This window comes from Micromonospora sp. NPDC005161 (assembly GCF_053599855.1).
Genome location: NZ_JBSFYQ010000033.1, coordinates 17,986 through 33,156, shown reverse-complemented (window position 1 = coordinate 33,156; position 15,171 = coordinate 17,986). Strand labels below are relative to the sequence as shown.

16 protein-coding genes and 3 pseudogenes are annotated in these 15,171 nt (G+C 67.5%); 9 read left to right on the top strand and 10 right to left on the bottom strand.

The genetic code is table 11. The features are described from left to right. Window positions 1–199 precede the first annotated feature (199 nt). Genes ACWD5O_RS26725 through ACWD5O_RS26715 form a run of 3 tightly spaced genes read left to right on the top strand, consistent with a single transcriptional unit; the run spans window position 200 to window position 2,639 of the window. The gene (locus ACWD5O_RS26725; protein ID WP_450086913.1) at window positions 200–997 is read left to right on the top strand and encodes an ABC transporter permease; all 798 of its coding nucleotides are present in this window, start codon (window positions 200–202) and stop codon (window positions 995–997) included. Further along, the gene (locus ACWD5O_RS26720) at window positions 994–1,776 is read left to right on the top strand and encodes an ABC transporter permease (RefSeq protein ID WP_450086912.1); all 783 of its coding nucleotides are present in this window, start codon (window positions 994–996) and stop codon (window positions 1,774–1,776) included. Before ACWD5O_RS26725 ends, ACWD5O_RS26720 begins: the two co-directional genes overlap by 4 nt. Before the next feature lie 44 nt (window positions 1,777–1,820). Next, a complete protein-coding gene (locus ACWD5O_RS26715) occupies window positions 1,821–2,639 on the top strand; it encodes an ABC transporter ATP-binding protein (RefSeq protein WP_450086911.1) in 819 nt (272 codons plus the stop codon). 446 nt (window positions 2,640–3,085) lie between these two features. Here the strand turns inward: ACWD5O_RS26715 and ACWD5O_RS26710 are convergent. Together ACWD5O_RS26710 and ACWD5O_RS26705 are read right to left on the bottom strand one after the other, a co-directional pair. Then, window positions 3,086–3,664, bottom strand: a pseudogene (locus ACWD5O_RS26710) (transposase); the annotation flags it as partial. 178 nt (window positions 3,665–3,842) lie between these two features. After that, on the bottom strand, window positions 3,843–4,079 hold the full coding sequence (locus ACWD5O_RS26705) for a GntR family transcriptional regulator (protein ID WP_450086910.1): 237 nt from the start codon (window positions 4,077–4,079) through the stop codon (window positions 3,843–3,845). Window positions 4,080–4,213: 134 nt separating this feature from the next. On the opposite strand from ACWD5O_RS26705, the gene ACWD5O_RS26700 reads away from it, so the two are divergent. The 4 genes from ACWD5O_RS26700 to ACWD5O_RS26685 all read left to right on the top strand — a co-directional run bounded on the left by ACWD5O_RS26700 (window position 4,214) and on the right by ACWD5O_RS26685 (window position 6,851). Further along, complete coding sequence (locus ACWD5O_RS26700; protein WP_450086909.1) at window positions 4,214–4,444, top strand: hypothetical protein; 231 nt, start codon at window positions 4,214–4,216, stop codon at window positions 4,442–4,444. Between the two features lie 11 nt (window positions 4,445–4,455). Continuing rightward, window positions 4,456–4,635 (top strand): hypothetical protein, encoded by a 180-nt coding sequence (locus ACWD5O_RS26695; RefSeq protein WP_450086908.1) that lies wholly within the window; start codon window positions 4,456–4,458, stop codon window positions 4,633–4,635. A 205-nt stretch (window positions 4,636–4,840) separates the two neighbouring features. Next, window positions 4,841–5,596 (top strand): hypothetical protein, encoded by a 756-nt coding sequence (locus ACWD5O_RS26690; RefSeq protein ID WP_450086907.1) that lies wholly within the window; start codon window positions 4,841–4,843, stop codon window positions 5,594–5,596. Further along, complete coding sequence (locus ACWD5O_RS26685; protein WP_450086906.1) at window positions 5,583–6,851, top strand: XRE family transcriptional regulator; 1,269 nt, start codon at window positions 5,583–5,585, stop codon at window positions 6,849–6,851. The genes ACWD5O_RS26690 and ACWD5O_RS26685 overlap by 14 nt, the downstream gene beginning before the upstream one ends. Here the strand turns inward: ACWD5O_RS26685 and ACWD5O_RS26680 are convergent. Next, a complete protein-coding gene (locus ACWD5O_RS26680) occupies window positions 6,837–7,247 on the bottom strand; it encodes an ATP-binding protein (protein WP_450086905.1) in 411 nt (136 codons plus the stop codon). The two genes, ACWD5O_RS26685 and ACWD5O_RS26680, sit on opposite strands and share 15 nt — an antisense overlap. A gap of 579 nt (window positions 7,248–7,826) precedes the next feature. Beyond that, window positions 7,827–8,007: pseudogene (locus ACWD5O_RS26675) on the bottom strand (IS110 family transposase); the annotation flags it as partial. Window positions 8,008–8,138: 131 nt separating this feature from the next. On the opposite strand from ACWD5O_RS26675, the pseudogene ACWD5O_RS26670 reads away from it, so the two are divergent. Then, a pseudogene (locus ACWD5O_RS26670) lies at window positions 8,139–8,603 on the top strand (transposase); the annotation flags it as partial. A gap of 429 nt (window positions 8,604–9,032) precedes the next feature. On the opposite strand, the gene ACWD5O_RS26665 reads toward ACWD5O_RS26670, so the two are convergent. The 6 genes from ACWD5O_RS26665 to ACWD5O_RS26640 all read right to left on the bottom strand — a co-directional run bounded on the left by ACWD5O_RS26665 (window position 9,033) and on the right by ACWD5O_RS26640 (window position 14,264). Continuing rightward, on the bottom strand, window positions 9,033–9,410 hold the full coding sequence (locus tag ACWD5O_RS26665) for a hypothetical protein (protein WP_450086904.1): 378 nt from the start codon (window positions 9,408–9,410) through the stop codon (window positions 9,033–9,035). Between the two features lie 389 nt (window positions 9,411–9,799). Then, window positions 9,800–10,537, bottom strand: a complete 738-nt coding sequence (locus ACWD5O_RS26660; RefSeq protein ID WP_450086903.1) for an SDR family NAD(P)-dependent oxidoreductase — start codon at window positions 10,535–10,537, stop codon at window positions 9,800–9,802. After that, entirely contained in the window at window positions 10,534–11,697 is a 1,164-nt protein-coding gene (locus tag ACWD5O_RS26655; protein ID WP_450086902.1) for a CaiB/BaiF CoA transferase family protein, read from the bottom strand. The genes ACWD5O_RS26660 and ACWD5O_RS26655 overlap by 4 nt, the downstream gene beginning before the upstream one ends. Then, complete coding sequence (locus tag ACWD5O_RS26650) at window positions 11,690–12,157, bottom strand: Zn-ribbon domain-containing OB-fold protein (RefSeq protein ID WP_450086901.1); 468 nt, start codon at window positions 12,155–12,157, stop codon at window positions 11,690–11,692. The genes ACWD5O_RS26655 and ACWD5O_RS26650 overlap by 8 nt, the downstream gene beginning before the upstream one ends. Before the next feature lie 20 nt (window positions 12,158–12,177). After that, window positions 12,178–13,359: a thiolase C-terminal domain-containing protein gene (locus ACWD5O_RS26645; RefSeq protein WP_450086900.1), complete on the bottom strand. Its 1,182-nt coding sequence runs from the start codon at window positions 13,357–13,359 to the stop codon at window positions 12,178–12,180. Beyond that, window positions 13,356–14,264: a hypothetical protein gene (locus tag ACWD5O_RS26640; protein ID WP_450086899.1), complete on the bottom strand. Its 909-nt coding sequence runs from the start codon at window positions 14,262–14,264 to the stop codon at window positions 13,356–13,358. Before ACWD5O_RS26640 ends, ACWD5O_RS26645 begins: the two co-directional genes overlap by 4 nt. Window positions 14,265–14,483: 219 nt before the next feature. Here ACWD5O_RS26640 and ACWD5O_RS26635 point away from each other — a divergent pair, with 219 nt between their 5' ends. After that, window positions 14,484–15,083 (top strand): TetR family transcriptional regulator, encoded by a 600-nt coding sequence (locus ACWD5O_RS26635; RefSeq protein ID WP_450086898.1) that lies wholly within the window; start codon window positions 14,484–14,486, stop codon window positions 15,081–15,083. The last annotated feature ends 88 nt before the right edge of the window (window positions 15,084–15,171 follow it).

Genomic DNA, 15,171 nt, shown 5'->3' with positions numbered 1-15,171 from the left:
AGACAGAAAAGGCACTTGCCGTCGTTCTGGATCGCGTAACGCGTGGCCTATGGTTCGTCGGAACCACGGCCTAGCAGGTGAACACCGTGCTACGCCGTGGACCCGGCTGTCGCACCAAGCAAGGGGGCTGGAGATGAGCGGGCCGACCAGTGTGTCGACCGGGCGGGCGAGCCCGGTGGCACTTTCGCAGCCGGCTGCGGTGCAGTCAGGCAATGCCGGGCACCCGCGGCGCGGGCCGGTCCCGCTCGGGCTGCTCGGGCTCGTTGGGCTGCTGCTGGTGCTGGAGTTGGTGCCCCGGACGGGCATCGTATCGCCGGCCTACCTCCCGCCGACGAGCGAGATCGTCAGCGCTCTGGCCGGCGAGGTGGGCCGGCCGTCGTTCTGGATCGCGGTCTGGGACACCGTCCGCTCCTGGGCGATCGGCCTGGTCATCGCCGTGGTCGCCGGGACCGCCGTGGGTCTGACGCTCGGCAGCATCGGCTTCCTGCGTCGACTCACCGCCTCGCTGGTCGAGTTCTTGCGTCCCATCCCGTCGGTGTCGCTGATCCCGCTCGCTGTCCTGCTCTACGGCAGCGACATCCGCTCCAAGCTCCTGCTCATCGTGTACGCGGCGTTCTGGCAGGTCCTGATCCAGGTCATGTACGGGGCGCACGACGTGGACCCGGTCGCCGCCGATACGGCGCGCTCGTTCCGGCTGGGCCGGCTGTCGTTGCTGCGGCACGTCACCTGGCCGACGGTTCTGCCGTACTTCATGACCGGAGTGCGATTGGCCGCCAGCGTGGCGCTGATCCTCGCGGTCACCGGCGAACTCGTCATCGGCGCGCCCGGGCTCGGCAAGGAGATAGCGATCGCCCAGTCCAGCGCGGCGATTCCGCTGGTGTACGCGTACGTGGTCACCACCGGGCTGCTGGGCGTACTGGTGAACGTCGGCGCCCGCGCCGTCGAGCGCCGGCTACTGTCCTGGCACCCATCCGTCCGGGGAGAGGTGGCGGCATGACCTGGCTGCTTCGGCGCGCGACGTCGCTCGCGTTCATCGTGGGACTGCCGCTGGTCATCTTCGTCGCGCTGTGGTTCGGCACCGCCGGCAGCACGAACTTCTACCTGCCGTCGGTCCAGGTCATCATGGATGCCCTGGCCTCCGACTGGCTCGGTTCCCGGCTCGGCGACGACGTGCTGCCCAGCCTCGAGCGGCTGGCGATGGGCTACCTGCTGGCCGCCGTCCTCGGGGTCGGGCTCGGTGTACTGGTGGGTCTTTCCCGTCCGGTCCGGCAGGCCCTCGAGCCGGTGCTGGAGTTCTTTCGGGCGATCCCGCCCCCGGTACTGGTGCCCGTGCTGATCCTGTTCGCCGGCATCGGAACGACGATGAAGGTGCTCGTCATCGCCTCCGGCGCGTTGTGGCCGATCTTGCTCAACAGCGTGGAGGGCGTCCGCGCCGTCGACCCGGTACAGCTCGACACTGCTCGCTGCTACCGGTTCTCCCGCCGGACGCTGCTGCGCCGGGTGGTGCTTCCGGCCGCGAGCCCGCAGATCTTCGCTGGTCTCCGCCAGGCGCTGTCCATCGCGATCATCCTGATGGTGATCAGCGAGATGTTCGCGGCGACGAACGGGCTCGGGTTCGCGATCGTGCAGCTCCAGCGCAGTTTTGCCATTCCCGAGATGTGGGCCGGCATCGTCCTGCTCGGCCTGCTCGGGTTTGCGCTGTCGATTCTGTTCCGCTTCGTCGAGGACCGCGTCCTCGCCTGGCATCGCGGTCTGCGGCGCGCCGAGCGGTCGTGACCGCTCTCGTCCGCCGGCTTTCGCAAAACTACAGGAGGTAGGCAATGCTTGAGGTGCGCGGCCTGCGGAAGGTCTACGGCGGCCATGGCCGAACCGTCGAGGCCGTCCGAGACCTGACGTTCGAACTGAAGGCCGGGGAGCTGGTCTGCCTGGTCGGCCCGTCCGGCTGCGGCAAGACGACGTTGCTCAAGTGCATCGCCGGCCTGCTGCCGCCAACGTCCGGCGAGGTGTCGGTGCATGGGCAGCGGGTCGCCGGGCCGCCGGCCGACATGGCGGTGGTGTTCCAGGAGTACGGACGCAGCCTGTACCCGTGGATGACGGTCGGAGCGAACGTCGAGCTTCCGCTGAAGGAGAAGCGGCTCGGCCGTGCCCGGCGAGGTCAGCTCGTCATGGAGTCGCTGGAAGCGGTGGACCTGCACGACGTGGAGAACGCATACCCCTGGCAGTTGTCGGGTGGAATGCAGCAGCGTGTCGCGATCGCCCGGGCGTTGGCCTACGAGCCGCAGGTGCTGCTGATGGACGAGCCGTTCGCCGCGGTCGACGCCCAGACCAGGGCGGATCTCGAGGACCTAGTCCGCTCGGTGTGGCAGCGGTTCGGTATCACGCTTCTGTTCGTCACCCACGATATCGACGAGGCGGTCTACCTCGGAGAGCGGGTCATCGTGTTGTCCGCCTCACCCACGGTCGTACAGCACCAGGTAACGGTTGATCTGCCCACCGACCGTGACCAGTTGGCCACCCGGTCGCTGCCGCGGTTCGCCGAACTGCGCGCCGAGATCTACCAGGAGATCCATCAGGCCAAGACGGGGCGCACGGCGGACCGTCGTGCAGCGGAGGCGCTCGCCAAAGAAAGCGTTGGGTAATCGCGCCGGCGCCGCCGCCCTGCGCGTACCGCTCGAATCGTCCGTCCCGAACGAGCGCAGAGTTCACCCGGCTGCCCATGATCGTCGATACTAGGTCGCCGGGTTGCTCCAAGGCATGATGGTCGGCCAGCCGTGGCCGAACTAGTTGGGCAACCTTGACGAGTACGACTTCAACTACGGCGCCGTGTCGCGCGCTTGATGGCAAACCGATGCTGCGGTCGGCGTCAGCGAGGCCCGGTTTTCGAATGCCTGGGTAGCGGTTTGGGAGCTTCTGGTCTGGATGTGATGACCTGAGGTCCCGCTCGCGGTCGCAGCGGCGGCCCAGCACCTCGAACTCGTCGTCCCCGCGGGCTGTGGCCTGCGCGATCAGAACCACGCCAGCCGGTCAGTCGCTGGTGGCCTCTCCGGTCAGGGCCGGGGAGCGTGTTGGGAGCAGCCGGGTGCACGTCCGCGCAGCGGATCGCGGTCGGGGCGCAACGGGCCACCACCGACGCGATCCACTCGGCGGCGTCCGCGCTGACGTGGGTCAGTTGCGCGGCGCGCTGCTCGCCGAGGGCGTCGAAGAACCCGTCGAGGGGTTTGCTGTCGCGGCCCTCATAGGCCCGTAGCAGCCGGCCGCTGTCGTGATCGACCACGATGGTCAGATACTTGTGTCCCCGCTGAAACGAGATCTCGTCGATCCCGATCCGGCGCATCCTCGCCAGGCGGTCCGCGGCGCCGCCACCATCGGCCCACACCCGCGCCACGATCGACCCGACGGTCCGCCACGGGATGCGCATCAACTCCGGCACCGCGTTCTTCGCGCACGCCGGGGCAAGCCACGCCACCGTGTCATCCAAGACGCGGGTATGTCCGGCGTCGTGACGCGCCCACGGCACCGCCGCGACCACCACCCCATGGACGGGACACGACACCCGTGGCGCGTCAGCCTCGATCACCACCCGGACCGGACCCAGATCCAACGCCCGCCACCGCCGCCGACCCCGCCCGGCGTCGAAACCCGGACACCGCCGGCCACACCGCCCGCTGGCGTCAGCCCCGCCGACTGTCTTGGTCATCGCTTGACGAGACGGCACCGCCACGGCGGCCGGTGCAACCGCGATCGGGCGGGGAGGTCGGCGGAGGCTCCGGAAGCGACCTCAGCCCCGCTAGGCAGGCGTCTACGGCCCTGCCCACTCTCGCCGGTATTCCAGACGGATAGGGCTATGGCTTCCGCTCGGCGACATAAGAACCGCGAGCCGGCAACGTCACGACCAGACCGCGCTCCCGAAGCAGACGGACAGCCGCCCGGACCGTTCCGCGGCTGACGCCGTACTCCTGCTGTAGATGGGTTTCGCTCGGGACCGGCTGGCGCGGTTTGAGTTTCCCAACCTCGATTTGCTTGGCAAGGAGGTCTGCGAGCTGGATGTAGAGCGCCACCGGAGACATCTCGTCAACCATGAGCCGGACCTTATGGACGCGCAGCCTGAGCAGGCCGTAGGGTACGGCCTACACGTATAAGACGGGCTGTACGAGTAGGACGAGATGGTTTACCTTCGGTAGGCGTCCGCAAACCCCCAGCCAGGAGGGATCTCATGAAGCTGTGGCCGTTCAATCGGCGTCCGCTACCGGTCGACCGGACCGGCCCTGCAACCGCCTGCCCGAACCGTTCCGGAGCCCTCGGCCCGCGGGCGGTCTCCGAGGTCCAGGCTCGCTGCAACACCGGCCGTCCGCACTACTGGGCAACCGAGCCGACGGTGGAGTACCAACGCGCCCCACTCCTCACCCTGGGCCAGCAGTACCGCTCTCGGGGGCGGGCCGGGTGATGGGGGAGGAGTTGCTGACGCGAGTCCCGTTCGCCGTCGTCCTCGCCTCGTACTGCATCGAGTTCCACGAGCGGAACCTGTGCGCAAAGTGCAACGATTCCGGATGTCCCCGGCTCGATGACGCCGCGTTCACCCTCGACCGCTACCGGGCCGATCGGCTGGAGCGGTACCGCCTCCGTCGAGCGCAGTGAGGGGCTCTGTCCACACACGTCACCGGCCTGCGCTCAATCCGCCATGCCTCGCGACCTAAGGCCGCCGGTCGTGCCAGGACAACTACCGACTCCAACTGGATGGCGGAATCGCGCACAAAACTAAAGCGTAAGTGCTAGGGTTTGGCGCGCAGGTAAAGCGGAGGGGGCGCCAGTGGCGAAGCGGGTCCGGCCGGCGAGATGGGCCGTGTCGATGTTCGGCCGCGAGGCCGCCGAGATGCTCGTGCAGGCCATCCCTGTGGCTATCCAAGCCGCCGTTGCTCGGCAGATGGACGGTCACCACGCTGTGCGTCTGCAGTCGCGTCACGCGTTCGGGGGTGGCTGGCCTGCTCGTTACGAGGAATTGATGGCCCACCTCGGCGAGATCCCGGGTGCCCAGACGGTGAAGCCCGTTGGCAAGAGTTACCGCATCGTCGTCATCAACAACGTCGCTGTGCTGCCGGTGGAGTACGCCAAGGACCTGGCCACCGCCTTCGACAGCCCTCGCGCACTGAAGCGGATCAACAAGACGACCCTGGAGCTTGCCCGTCTCTTCGGCCCGAAGCCCGACCATCTCCAGCCCGCCTTCGAGGGCATGGAGAGCGCAGTGGACGAGAAGGGCAGCGACCTTCTGCGTGGCCTGCAGCCTGACGGTATCGTGATCATCTACTACGCCGCACACGAACGGCGAGGGTTGCTGAACATGGGATGGGGCCAGATCAGCGTGAGCGAGAAGAGCGCGGCGAAGTGGGTGACAGCGCAGCCTCTCCCGGTCCCGGCCGCGACGCTGATCCCCGGCCTGCGCCTCCTCACTCAGGCCGGACCGCCTGACGCGGCACCGCGTTTCGACCACGCCGATCTGCCCAACCCGGTGCTCCAGGCTCGCACCACATCGCATCCCGATTCCGATACCCAGAATGCCGAGCAACCCCACAATCAGCAGCGAAGCGATGCCCAGCACTGACGAACCCGATGACCTGTTCTCCGTCGGCGGCCTCAAAACAGAGCCGCACACCGGATCGGCTGCTGCTGTCGCCCGTCAGTTCGACTCCGCCCGGCTGACACAGGCCCGCCAACTCGCCGGTCTTACCAAGAAGGAGCTTTCCGAGCGGGTCGGCGTCAGCGCCGCAGCTATCGGTCAGTACGAATCCGGCTCCCGCCCTAGGCCAGAGATATTGATCGCGCTGGCGCAACACCTCGGCTATCCAGTCGACTTCTTTCAGATCGGCCGACCCTATGCGCGCCTGGACACGACAGCAGCTCACTTTCGCCACCTCCGCGAGACACGTTCCTATCAGCGAGCGAAGGCGCTCTCCTTCACCGAGCAAGTCTGGGAGCTGATCTACGCCCTCGAACGTCGCGTCGTTCTGCCCCATGTTGACCTGCCTGGATTTGCGGGCGGGGAGATCACCCCGGGCGCCAGCCTTCCCGCCGATCCCGTCGAGGCCGCCCGTGCCCTACGTCAGCACTGGAAACTCAGCACCCGACCGGTGCCGCATCTCGTCCGTACGCTGGAGATCCGCGGCATCGTGGTCGTCCACGCTCCTGCCGACGGAGACTTCCGCACCGTTGACGCCTTCTCGACCTCACGCCTGCCGAGGCCCTTTGTCGTCATCAGCCGCGACCGGACCCACGACGTGTACCGGCAACGCTTCACCACTGCACACGAACTCGGTCACCTGGTACTGCACGCGGACTCGATGCCTGGAGATCCAGGACAGGAACGAGAGGCAGATGCCTTCGCCGCTGAGTTCCTCACGCCTCGCGACAGCATCGCGCCGCTCTTGCCGACCAGAGTGAACTTCGCCGCCTTCGCTGACCTGCAGCGCGCGTGGGGCATATCGATCCACAGCCTCATCTACCGATGCAGGGAAGTGGGCCTCTACACCGACACCACAGCAGCCCGCGCCTACCAGCGCTTGAACAAGGCAAAGCCCGCCTTGGAGCCGGTCGAGGGCTTCCCCGGTGAACAACCTGTTCTTCTGCGCCAAGCTTTCGAGTTGGCTACCGACCATGGGCTGACGATCTCGGAGCTAGCCGATGAGTTGCGTTGGCCTATCCCGCGGATACGGCAGGTACTAGGAGGCACGGAAGAGCGGCTGACCCTCAACCTGGTCGCCGGTGGCAGGGCACGAGAGGATCAACCGGCTGTTTTAGCTGCGCCGGGTCGGCGGCGTCATCTCCGAGCGATACCACAGCGGGACTCATGGAGTGAGTGAGCACGGTTGGCAACACGGAAGCCTTCGGCCCAAGCGGCCAACGCGGTCCGCGCGACCCGATAGAACCAGGTGATAGCGGCTCGGCTGTCGGTACGGCAGGGTCCCGAGGGTGAGAGGCTGCTGCGCTTCGACGTCAACCTCGGCGCCTTGGCGGATGGCGAGGTGCCCGAGGGCCTGCGCCACGTGGGTTTTCCCGACGCCGACGGGGCCGTGCAGGACGATCGATTCCCCGCTGTGGAGCCATCGGAGAACGGCGAGGTCACGGATCTGCGCGGCGGGCAGCTTGGGCTGGCGGCGAAGTCGAAGCCTTCCAGGGTGGCTTGTTCGTCGAAGTGGGCACGGCGCGGCCGCCGGTGCATGGACATGGTCTCCCGGCGGGTGATCTCGTCCTGGCATAGCACTTGGAGGAAGTCCAAGTGGCCGAGTTCGCCAGCGTGGTCTTCTACGTAGCACCGGGGATGGAGGAGGTCAGGTGCGCTTGTACGGAGGTCCTCCTCGAACGGCTGCCACGGGTAGCTCCATGCGTTGTCCCGCCGGGCCTACATCAATTGCAGTGGAGACACTTAGGCGACGCATCAACCATCAATGGGGCGCGTGCCGCATCAAGCGGATAGGTGCTGGCTAGGCATCGACCTATAGCGTTGGCAACTCCCGCGGAATCTTGGTGCTCCCAAAATCTCAGCACTGTCCAGCCAGCTCCTGTGAGGTGCTGGGTAGTGCTCTCGTCTCGCCCTTTGTTGTCGCGCATCTTTTTGCACCACCAGTCCTTGTTTCCGGTCGGCTCGCTTGGCTGGAGCGGACTCGTCGAGCTTTGGGGCGCGAAGACTGGGAGGTAGTTGCTTCTCCCGACGTCCTGAGTGAGCAAGAGAGAGCGCTAGCCCGTGTGGACGATGACTGCGAGCAAATCCGATGGATTCGGGAGCGTGTGCGAAGCTTTTTGCGAGAGGACCAACAGAACACGTCATCCCGATGCTCTTATGGAGGCCAAGGGGCGAGGGCGGTGTAGACGTCGCGGACGATGTAGCGCTTGAGGCAGCGGAGGATCGCTTGCTTGCTGAGGCCTTCGGTGATGCGTCGCTGCTCGTAGGCGGGTTCGTTGGTCGTAGCGCAGGCGGCAGAGGGCGATGGTGTGTAGGGCGTGGTTGGCGCCGCGGTCGCGACGAGTTTTCGCACGGTACAGGGCCAAGACCGGCGACTGCGGCCTGACCCGGCTACCCGACACGATCGCCCGGCTCGTCGAAGTTCACTCTCACCGTCACCGACGCGCGCGGGCGGGCCCGGACCAGCCGGTTCCGGATCCTGATGACCCTGCTCGACCACGAGGCATACCCGGCCGAGCAGATCGCCGCGATCTATGCCGAAAGATGGCAGGTAGAGATCATCTACTTGCGGTTGAAGGGCACCCTGCGCGGGTCCGGAACCCGGCTGCGCGGGCAGACACCCCGCCTGGCCGTGCAGGAGATCTGGGGGCTGCTCATCGTCTACAACGCTCTCGTGCGCCTCGCCGTCGCCGCAGCCGTCACCCTGCAGGTCGACCCCGACGAGATCAACTTCGCTGCCGTTCTCGCCCTGACCCGCAGCCACGCCACCACGAGCCCCGGATGCGGCCGGTGTGGACACGTATCCGCCCCCGACGTCGATGGCCTGATCACCGCGATCACCGCGCAGCCCCGCAACCGCACCGCCCGACAACGCACCAGCCCACGCACCACAAGCCAAAGACGCACCGAACGAACACGCAACGTCACCTAAAGCATCACCATCGTGGACGCCAAATCTACCCAGAACCGAATAAACCGCGTTGTCCTTTGGGCAGTGGGCCAAATGCACGGTCCCGCCGTACAAAGCGACAACGGTGAGCACGGCCTTCATATGCTCGCCGCTACCCTCCCAACCCACCGTGCCGTCGCGGCGCAGGTGCGCCACCAGCCGCATTCCGGCGGCTGCGTCGACGTCGACGTAGGCGGGCAGCGACTCGTACGCGTGCGTGACGCAAGGGACCTCGGTGTCGTACACCCAGGCGACGACGTTCACCTCGGTCCGCACCGCTCCTGCGGCCGCCGTCCGGATCACCTCGAGGAGCCGGTCACGGGCAGCTGTCGCCTGCGCGTCGATCGTCGTCCACAGCGGCCCGACCCGGTGCGACTCCTGGTGCAGATAATGCGTGATGAACGCGTCAGCCTAGACGTCGGTGATTTCCACCTCCAGCAACAGGTCTTCTGGCGATGGCGGGTGGCGAAGGCTCGATGGCTTGAGGGAGTCGCAGCAACTTAGAGGGAGCTCATCTGTGCAACGACGGACGGCTGCCACGTCGGTCAACCGCACCAAGCAGGTGGCAGGGTCCACAAAGAAGACCCGCATCCAGGGCTCCTTCGAGTCCGGCTCGATCTCCATAACTTGTGTGCGCCACCAGGCTGGCGCGCTGGCTGACCAATGCTTCCAAAGCACCGCCACGACCGCAGGAGCGTCCGGAGTGCAGTCGCCGAACAGATCGACGAGTTCCTCGGCAGCTCTGTCAGGCTCTTCCGCCGGCACCCACAGGCCGAACTCGGCCCACATCGTGTCCGCGCTGTACTCGAGACCCGCGCGGTGGCCACCTGGTGGAGGAACGCGGCGGCGACGCCGCGCATCGACTCGGCGCTGCTGTTCGGGTCGGCGAGGGCGGGAAGCGAAGCCATCAAACTCTCCCACGATTTGCGGCCGCACGCTGGGGTCGGCGACCCAGGTACCCTATCGGTGGCTGCTCGGCCGGTGGCGGGGCTTCCCGGCCGAGCTCGCCACCTTGGACTGGGTCGACTGTTTCAACCACGAACGCCCCCACGAATCCATCGACGACCTGACACCGATCCAGGCCGAGGAGATTCACTACGCTGCACGAAACCGTCTCGTCCCGACCGGGTAGAGACACACCGGAGCCTCCGGAAACTCCGGGGCGGTTCAATGAACGTTCACGCCTTGTAGAGGTTGTCGCTAGCGCGGTGGACGACCAACTGGGGGACGACGGCGCGCCGGGAGAGCGTAATCAGCGATCCGACGATGGACACGATGTCGTCGACCGAGATCATCTCGTCTTGAGGGATCGTGTCACGTATCCATGCCGACATCTCCGTGTCGACGTAGGCGGGCGCGATGGCTGTTGCCGTTACCCCGTGCGTGGCCTCCTCGAGATTGACGGACTGGCACAAGGAGGACAGCGCCGCCTTGGACGCTCCGTACGCCGACAATCCCGCCTCGGGGTAAACGCCGCCGATGGAACTGAGAGCGATCACCTTGGCCCCCCTGGTCGGATTCTGACGAGCCCCCTCGCGCAACAGCGGGAGGCAATGGGACAACAACAGGAATGGTGCGCCGAAGTTCACGTTCAGCTGCTTGTCGAGCCGGCGTGCCGGGTAGTCGACGATGCCGTGAGCGGTGCCGACCCCGGCCGCGAGGACGAGCACGTCCAGCTCCGACCACTGGTCCTGGACCGTCTCGGTGAGTTGAAGCACCTCGTCTCGGTCGCCCATGTCGGCAGGGGCAACCGTGACCTCGGCGCCCAGGCCGCGGAGACTCTTTGCCGCGGCCTCCAACGAATCAGAAGGTCGCGCACTGATGACCAGGTCGAAGCCCTGCTCGGCCAGGTACGACGCGATGCCGAAGCCGATGCCGCGCGAGGCACCCGTGACCAGCGCCCGACGGCGCGTCATCCGCGCACCTCCTGGTCGCGTCCCACTACACCTGCGGAGGAGAGCTCGTCGATCTCGTGCGGCGAGTAGCCGAGCTCGACCAGGAACCGGTCCGTGTCCTGCCCCAGCCGGGGCGCACGGAACGGCACGGTGGACGCCTGACCGTTGATCACGATCGGCTGCCGGACCACGCGGACGCCGGAGCCATCGGCCACCTCGACCACGAGGCCCCGGGCTCGCACTTGCGGGTCGGCGACGACGCCGGCGTCGTCGTGCACCGGTCCGAACCCGACACCACGCGCCTCGAGCCTGCCCGACAGGTGGTCCCACGGGACCGTCGCGCACGCCTCCGCGAGCCGCTTCGAGAGCTCGTCCTCGCGGCTCTCCCGCTCCAGCGTGGTCAGCGCGGCGAGGCCGTCGAGGCCCAGCTCCTGGCACAGCGCCAGCCACTGGTGGTCCTCGCCAGCGATGCTCAGCGAGAACGGGACGCCGTCCTCGGTCCGGAAGACACCGTAGCCCGGGTCGCGCGGCGGGTACGGCGACGGGGTCAGGTCGTTCATCGACGACACCAGTCCGATCGTCCGCCAGGAGATGAGGGAGTCGAGCATGGCCACGTCGACCGTCGCCCCCCTCCCGGACTCCCGGCGGGCGTAAAGCGAGGTCACGATGCCGAGTGCGCTGAACAGGGCCGATGAGAGGTCGGCCAGCGGGAGCGGAGCGGGCTCGTCGGACGAGACGAAGCCCGCCATCCCCTGCAGCGTTAGGTCGTGCCCGCCCCGAGGACTCAGCGGGCCGGTCTGGCCGAGGGCCGAGACCGAGCAGTAGACCAGGGACGGGAACCGGCGGCCGACCTCGTCCGCGCCGAATCCCAGCCTGTCCATCACACCGGGACGGAAGCCCTCGATCAGGACGTCCGCCGTCGCGAGCAGCTTGTCCATCACCGACTTGCCCTGGACCGACTTGAGGTCGATCGCGAGTGATCGCTTGCCGCGGTTGAGGGCCTCGAAGTGCCCGTCGAACCGCCGGGTCGGGTCCCCTCCTCCTGTTCGCTCGACCATGACCACCTCGGCGCCGAGGTCGGCGAGGATCATGGTCGCGTACGGGCCGGGGTACTGCTCGGCGAGGCTGACGACGCGGACGCCGCTCAGGGGCGCCGCCGCACGGCTTCTCTGCTCACCCACGGTGCCCCGGCTCGAACCAGAAGTCCGTCACGCGGCCCTCGGCCGCGTCGCCGAAGACGACGTGGACGGGTGCGCCGACGGCCAGATCGTCCGGCAGCTCGAAGGCATCGGCGTCGAGGGTGACGCCGCGGACGTAGTTCGCGATCGAGGAGGTCGCGCCCTCGAGCCGCACGTAGGCGACCGCGTAGGGCACCGGCGGAGAGCCGGCGAACGGCGCGGTCACCACGGTCACCGCCTCGATGGAGCCGTCGTGCCCCAGCTCGGCGAGCTCCTCGACCGGCTTGAAGCAGTACTCGCAGAACGACTTGGGCGGCACGCTGACGCGCTGGCAGCCCGAGCAACGGCAGCCGAGGATCCGCTGCTCTCGGAGCGCGTCGAAGAACTGCGACGCGAACGAGCCGATGGTGTAGTTGTACGGGATCCGCCACTCGCCGGGGATCCGGATGGGTGTGCTGGTCATGGTGAGCTCCTTCTTGGTCGTCAGGCCTGTTCCGAGGACAGAACGGCGGAGGTGTAGAACTGGTCGATCCCGCCGCACGCCGTCGCCAATGCCGTGCGCGCCCCGTCGACCTGGTGGTCGCCCGCGCGGCCCATGACCTGGATCGCAGCCTCCCCGAACCTGACCAGCCCGGTGGCGCCGATCGGGTTCGAGGTCATGCATCCGCCCGACGGGCATACGGGGATGTCTCCGGTCATGGACGTCGCCTCCTGCTCGACGAGCTCGATGCCACGACCCTTCTTAGCCAGCCCGAGCGACTCGTAGTAGGCAACCTCGAGGCTGGCGAACGGGGCGTACACCTCGACCACGTCGAGCTCCGACCGCGGGTCCTTGATACCGGCCTCCCGGTAGGCCTGCTCGGCCGACCATCGCTGGGCGCGTGGGATGGCCAGGTCGGTGTCGCCGTCCTGTACCCGGTCACCGATCCGGTAGACATCGGCGGCGCAGCCCAGTCCCCGTACCCACGCGGCGCGGCTGTGCCGACGAGCCACGTCGGCCGAGGCCATCACGACCGCCGCGGCGCCGTCGGAGCGGGGGCAGGTGTGCAGCAGCCGCAACGGCCAGGCGAGCGGACGCGAGCTCTTGACGTCCTCGACGGTGATCTCCTTCTGGAGGTGCGCGAAGGGGTTGCGCAGGGCGTTGTCGAAGTTCTTCTTCGACACCCACGCCATGTGGTCCTCGGTCAGTCCGAAGTGTGACATCTGGCGCGACGCCACGAGGGCGACGCCGGTGATCACGTTGAGCTGCACGTCCTGCTCGTAAATCGGATCGAAGATCGTGGTGAAGACGGCCTGCGCGTCGGCGGTCTCGGAGGTGCGCTGCAACCCGACGACCAGGACGGTCTCGTAGATGCCGGCGGCGATCAGACGGCCGGCGGTCATGGCGCCCGATCCGCCGGTCGCGCCGCCCGTGTGGATCCGGATCAGCGGCTTGCCCACCCCGCCGAACGCCGCGACGCACCAGCGGTCGGGCTCGTGCACGCCCTCGAACACCTCGGGCGCCGAGGAGAAGACGATGGCGTCGATGTCCTCGAGCTCCATCCCGCAGTCCTCGAGGGCCCGGCTCACGGCCTCGTAGACGAGCTCGGGGGTTCCGACGTCGCTTCGCGTCGTACGAAACTTGGTCTGGCCGAAGCCGAGGACGGCCGGCTGCTCGCTGCTCATGACATCTCCACAACGGTCGCGTAGGTGTTCTCGAAGACGAGGCCACCGGAGCTGGCCACCAGCACGGTGGCGCCCGGACTGGCCCCTAGCTCCTCGACCAGCACGGTCAGTCCCGTCGCGTAGCCGAGGTCGGCGGTGGGGTTCTTCTGTCGGCGAAGCTTGTCGCCGGGAACGCCCAAGACCGATGCGAGCGCGTCGTCGGCCTCCGACAGGAAGCCGCCGACCACCACGTGGTCCACGTCCTCGATGCCGATCCGGGCGTGAGTGCAGGCGCGGTCGGCCGCCTCGCGCAGTGGCCCGAGGTAGTCACCGCTCGCGCCCAGGTACGCGCCCATGGATCCTCCAACGCCCCGGACCCACGCGTGCGGTGACCTCCAGGACTCCTGAGTGAGGACCACCGCGGAGGCGACGTCCACCGGTGTGGCGCGCGACTGTGCCGTGGTCGTCACCGTGCTCGCGGACCGGGAGCGCGCGAGGCCGAGCATCACGTCAGGGTGGAAGCCCAGTCCACGGTGCATCACCGGCTCCAGGGCCAGCGGCCGGATCACGTCCGGGTCAGCGTCGCTGAACTTGCTCCACGAGCACACCATGATCGCGTCGGCGGCTCCCGAGGCGACCTCAGCCGCCCCCAACATCAGGGCCGAGAGGCTGTCGTTGCACGCGCGGAGCTCGGTCTTGCCGAACGATCCCGTCGAGCCGGTGAGCGTCATTGTCGAGATCGCCCGCCCGTCGTTGAGGTCCGACGCGGCCATGCAAGCGCCGGCGATGTCGTTGATCGTCATCCCGGCGTGCGCCAACGCCTCGGACGTGACCCTGTAAATCATCTCGTCCAGGGCCAGGGGCACCTCGGGAACGGGCTCGATCTCGGCGTATCCCGCCACCGCCACCCGCATCGCTCGCGTCATCCGTGAGCCTCCAATCCACCAATCGTTTGGTTTGGTGGAGGTTGCTCTGCCTGCGCGCAACTGTCAAGCGGTGCCGGCGTCCGATTCCCCGAACCGGCTCGGCGCGACTCGTGGTCGACCGGGTCGCCGCCCGGACTCGGCGCGCGCAGCGCAGCCCGCCTCGCGCCACCCCGCGATAGGGTGCGGCGCACATGCGGGGGCCGCCGGCATCCCGCACCCATGAACGGAACAACGCCTGTGAACTCCAACGGCCACGTCGAACTCAAGGACATCGAGCGTGCGGCCGCTCTCGTCTTCCGACGGGAGGGCTACCGCGGAGCGACCATGCAGCAGATCGCCGACGAGGTGGGGCTGCACAAGACCAGCCTCTATCACCACATCACCTCGAAGGAGAGCCTGCTGGTCTCGATCTCGCAAGTGGCTATCACCACATCCCTTGCTGGGTTGGAGAAAATCAGTCAGGACGCCGATCTCACGCCTGTCGGGAAGCTCCGGCAGGCGGTGCGTCTCCAGGTCCGCGAGCTGACCTCGAACACCGACCAGGTCGCCGTGTTCACGATGTACCTGCGCGAGATCTCCGACGATGCCACCCGCCAGGAGTTCATCGCGCGACGGGAACGCTACGGCGCGCTCTTCCAGAGTCTCGTCGCCAGCTGCTTGGGCGAGCCGGAGGGCAGCGCGCACGCTCGGATGGTCTCGTTCGGCATCCTCGGCATGTGCAACTGGCTGCTGAACTGGTACCACGAGGGCGGCGAGTTCGCAGCCGAGAGCCTCGCCGAGGCCTACTCGGAGATGGCCGTCAACGCCGTCGCCCGCTGAGCGCCCCCGCCGGGCGGCTCGATCAGATATCCACCAGGTCGTCATTGACAGTAGTGCGAGCCACGTGTTGATACTGTGCCCCAACATC

Bases quoted from the DNA above. Each gene is read 5' to 3' on its own strand.
- ACWD5O_RS26650 (WP_450086901.1), bottom strand. From the start codon at position 12,157: ATGACCAGCACACCCATCCGGATCCCCGGCGAGTGGCGGATCCCGTAC.
- ACWD5O_RS26715 (WP_450086911.1), top strand. From the start codon at position 1,821: ATGCTTGAGGTGCGCGGCCTGCGGAAGGTCTACGGCGGCCATGGCCGA.
- ACWD5O_RS26645 (WP_450086900.1), bottom strand. From the start codon at position 13,359: ATGAGCAGCGAGCAGCCGGCCGTCCTCGGCTTCGGCCAGACCAAGTTT.
- ACWD5O_RS26720 (WP_450086912.1), top strand. From the start codon at position 994: ATGACCTGGCTGCTTCGGCGCGCGACGTCGCTCGCGTTCATCGTGGGA.
- ACWD5O_RS26700 (WP_450086909.1), top strand. From the start codon at position 4,214: ATGAAGCTGTGGCCGTTCAATCGGCGTCCGCTACCGGTCGACCGGACC.
- ACWD5O_RS26680 (WP_450086905.1), bottom strand. From the start codon at position 7,247: ATGCCAGGACGAGATCACCCGCCGGGAGACCATGTCCATGCACCGGCG.
- ACWD5O_RS26635 (WP_450086898.1), top strand. From the start codon at position 14,484: ATGAACGGAACAACGCCTGTGAACTCCAACGGCCACGTCGAACTCAAG.
- ACWD5O_RS26640 (WP_450086899.1), bottom strand. From the start codon at position 14,264: ATGACGCGAGCGATGCGGGTGGCGGTGGCGGGATACGCCGAGATCGAG.
- ACWD5O_RS26660 (WP_450086903.1), bottom strand. From the start codon at position 10,537: ATGACGCGCCGTCGGGCGCTGGTCACGGGTGCCTCGCGCGGCATCGGC.
- ACWD5O_RS26705 (WP_450086910.1), bottom strand. From the start codon at position 4,079: ATGGTTGACGAGATGTCTCCGGTGGCGCTCTACATCCAGCTCGCAGAC.
- ACWD5O_RS26685 (WP_450086906.1), top strand. From the start codon at position 5,583: ATGCCCAGCACTGACGAACCCGATGACCTGTTCTCCGTCGGCGGCCTC.
- ACWD5O_RS26665 (WP_450086904.1), bottom strand. From the start codon at position 9,410: ATGTGGGCCGAGTTCGGCCTGTGGGTGCCGGCGGAAGAGCCTGACAGA.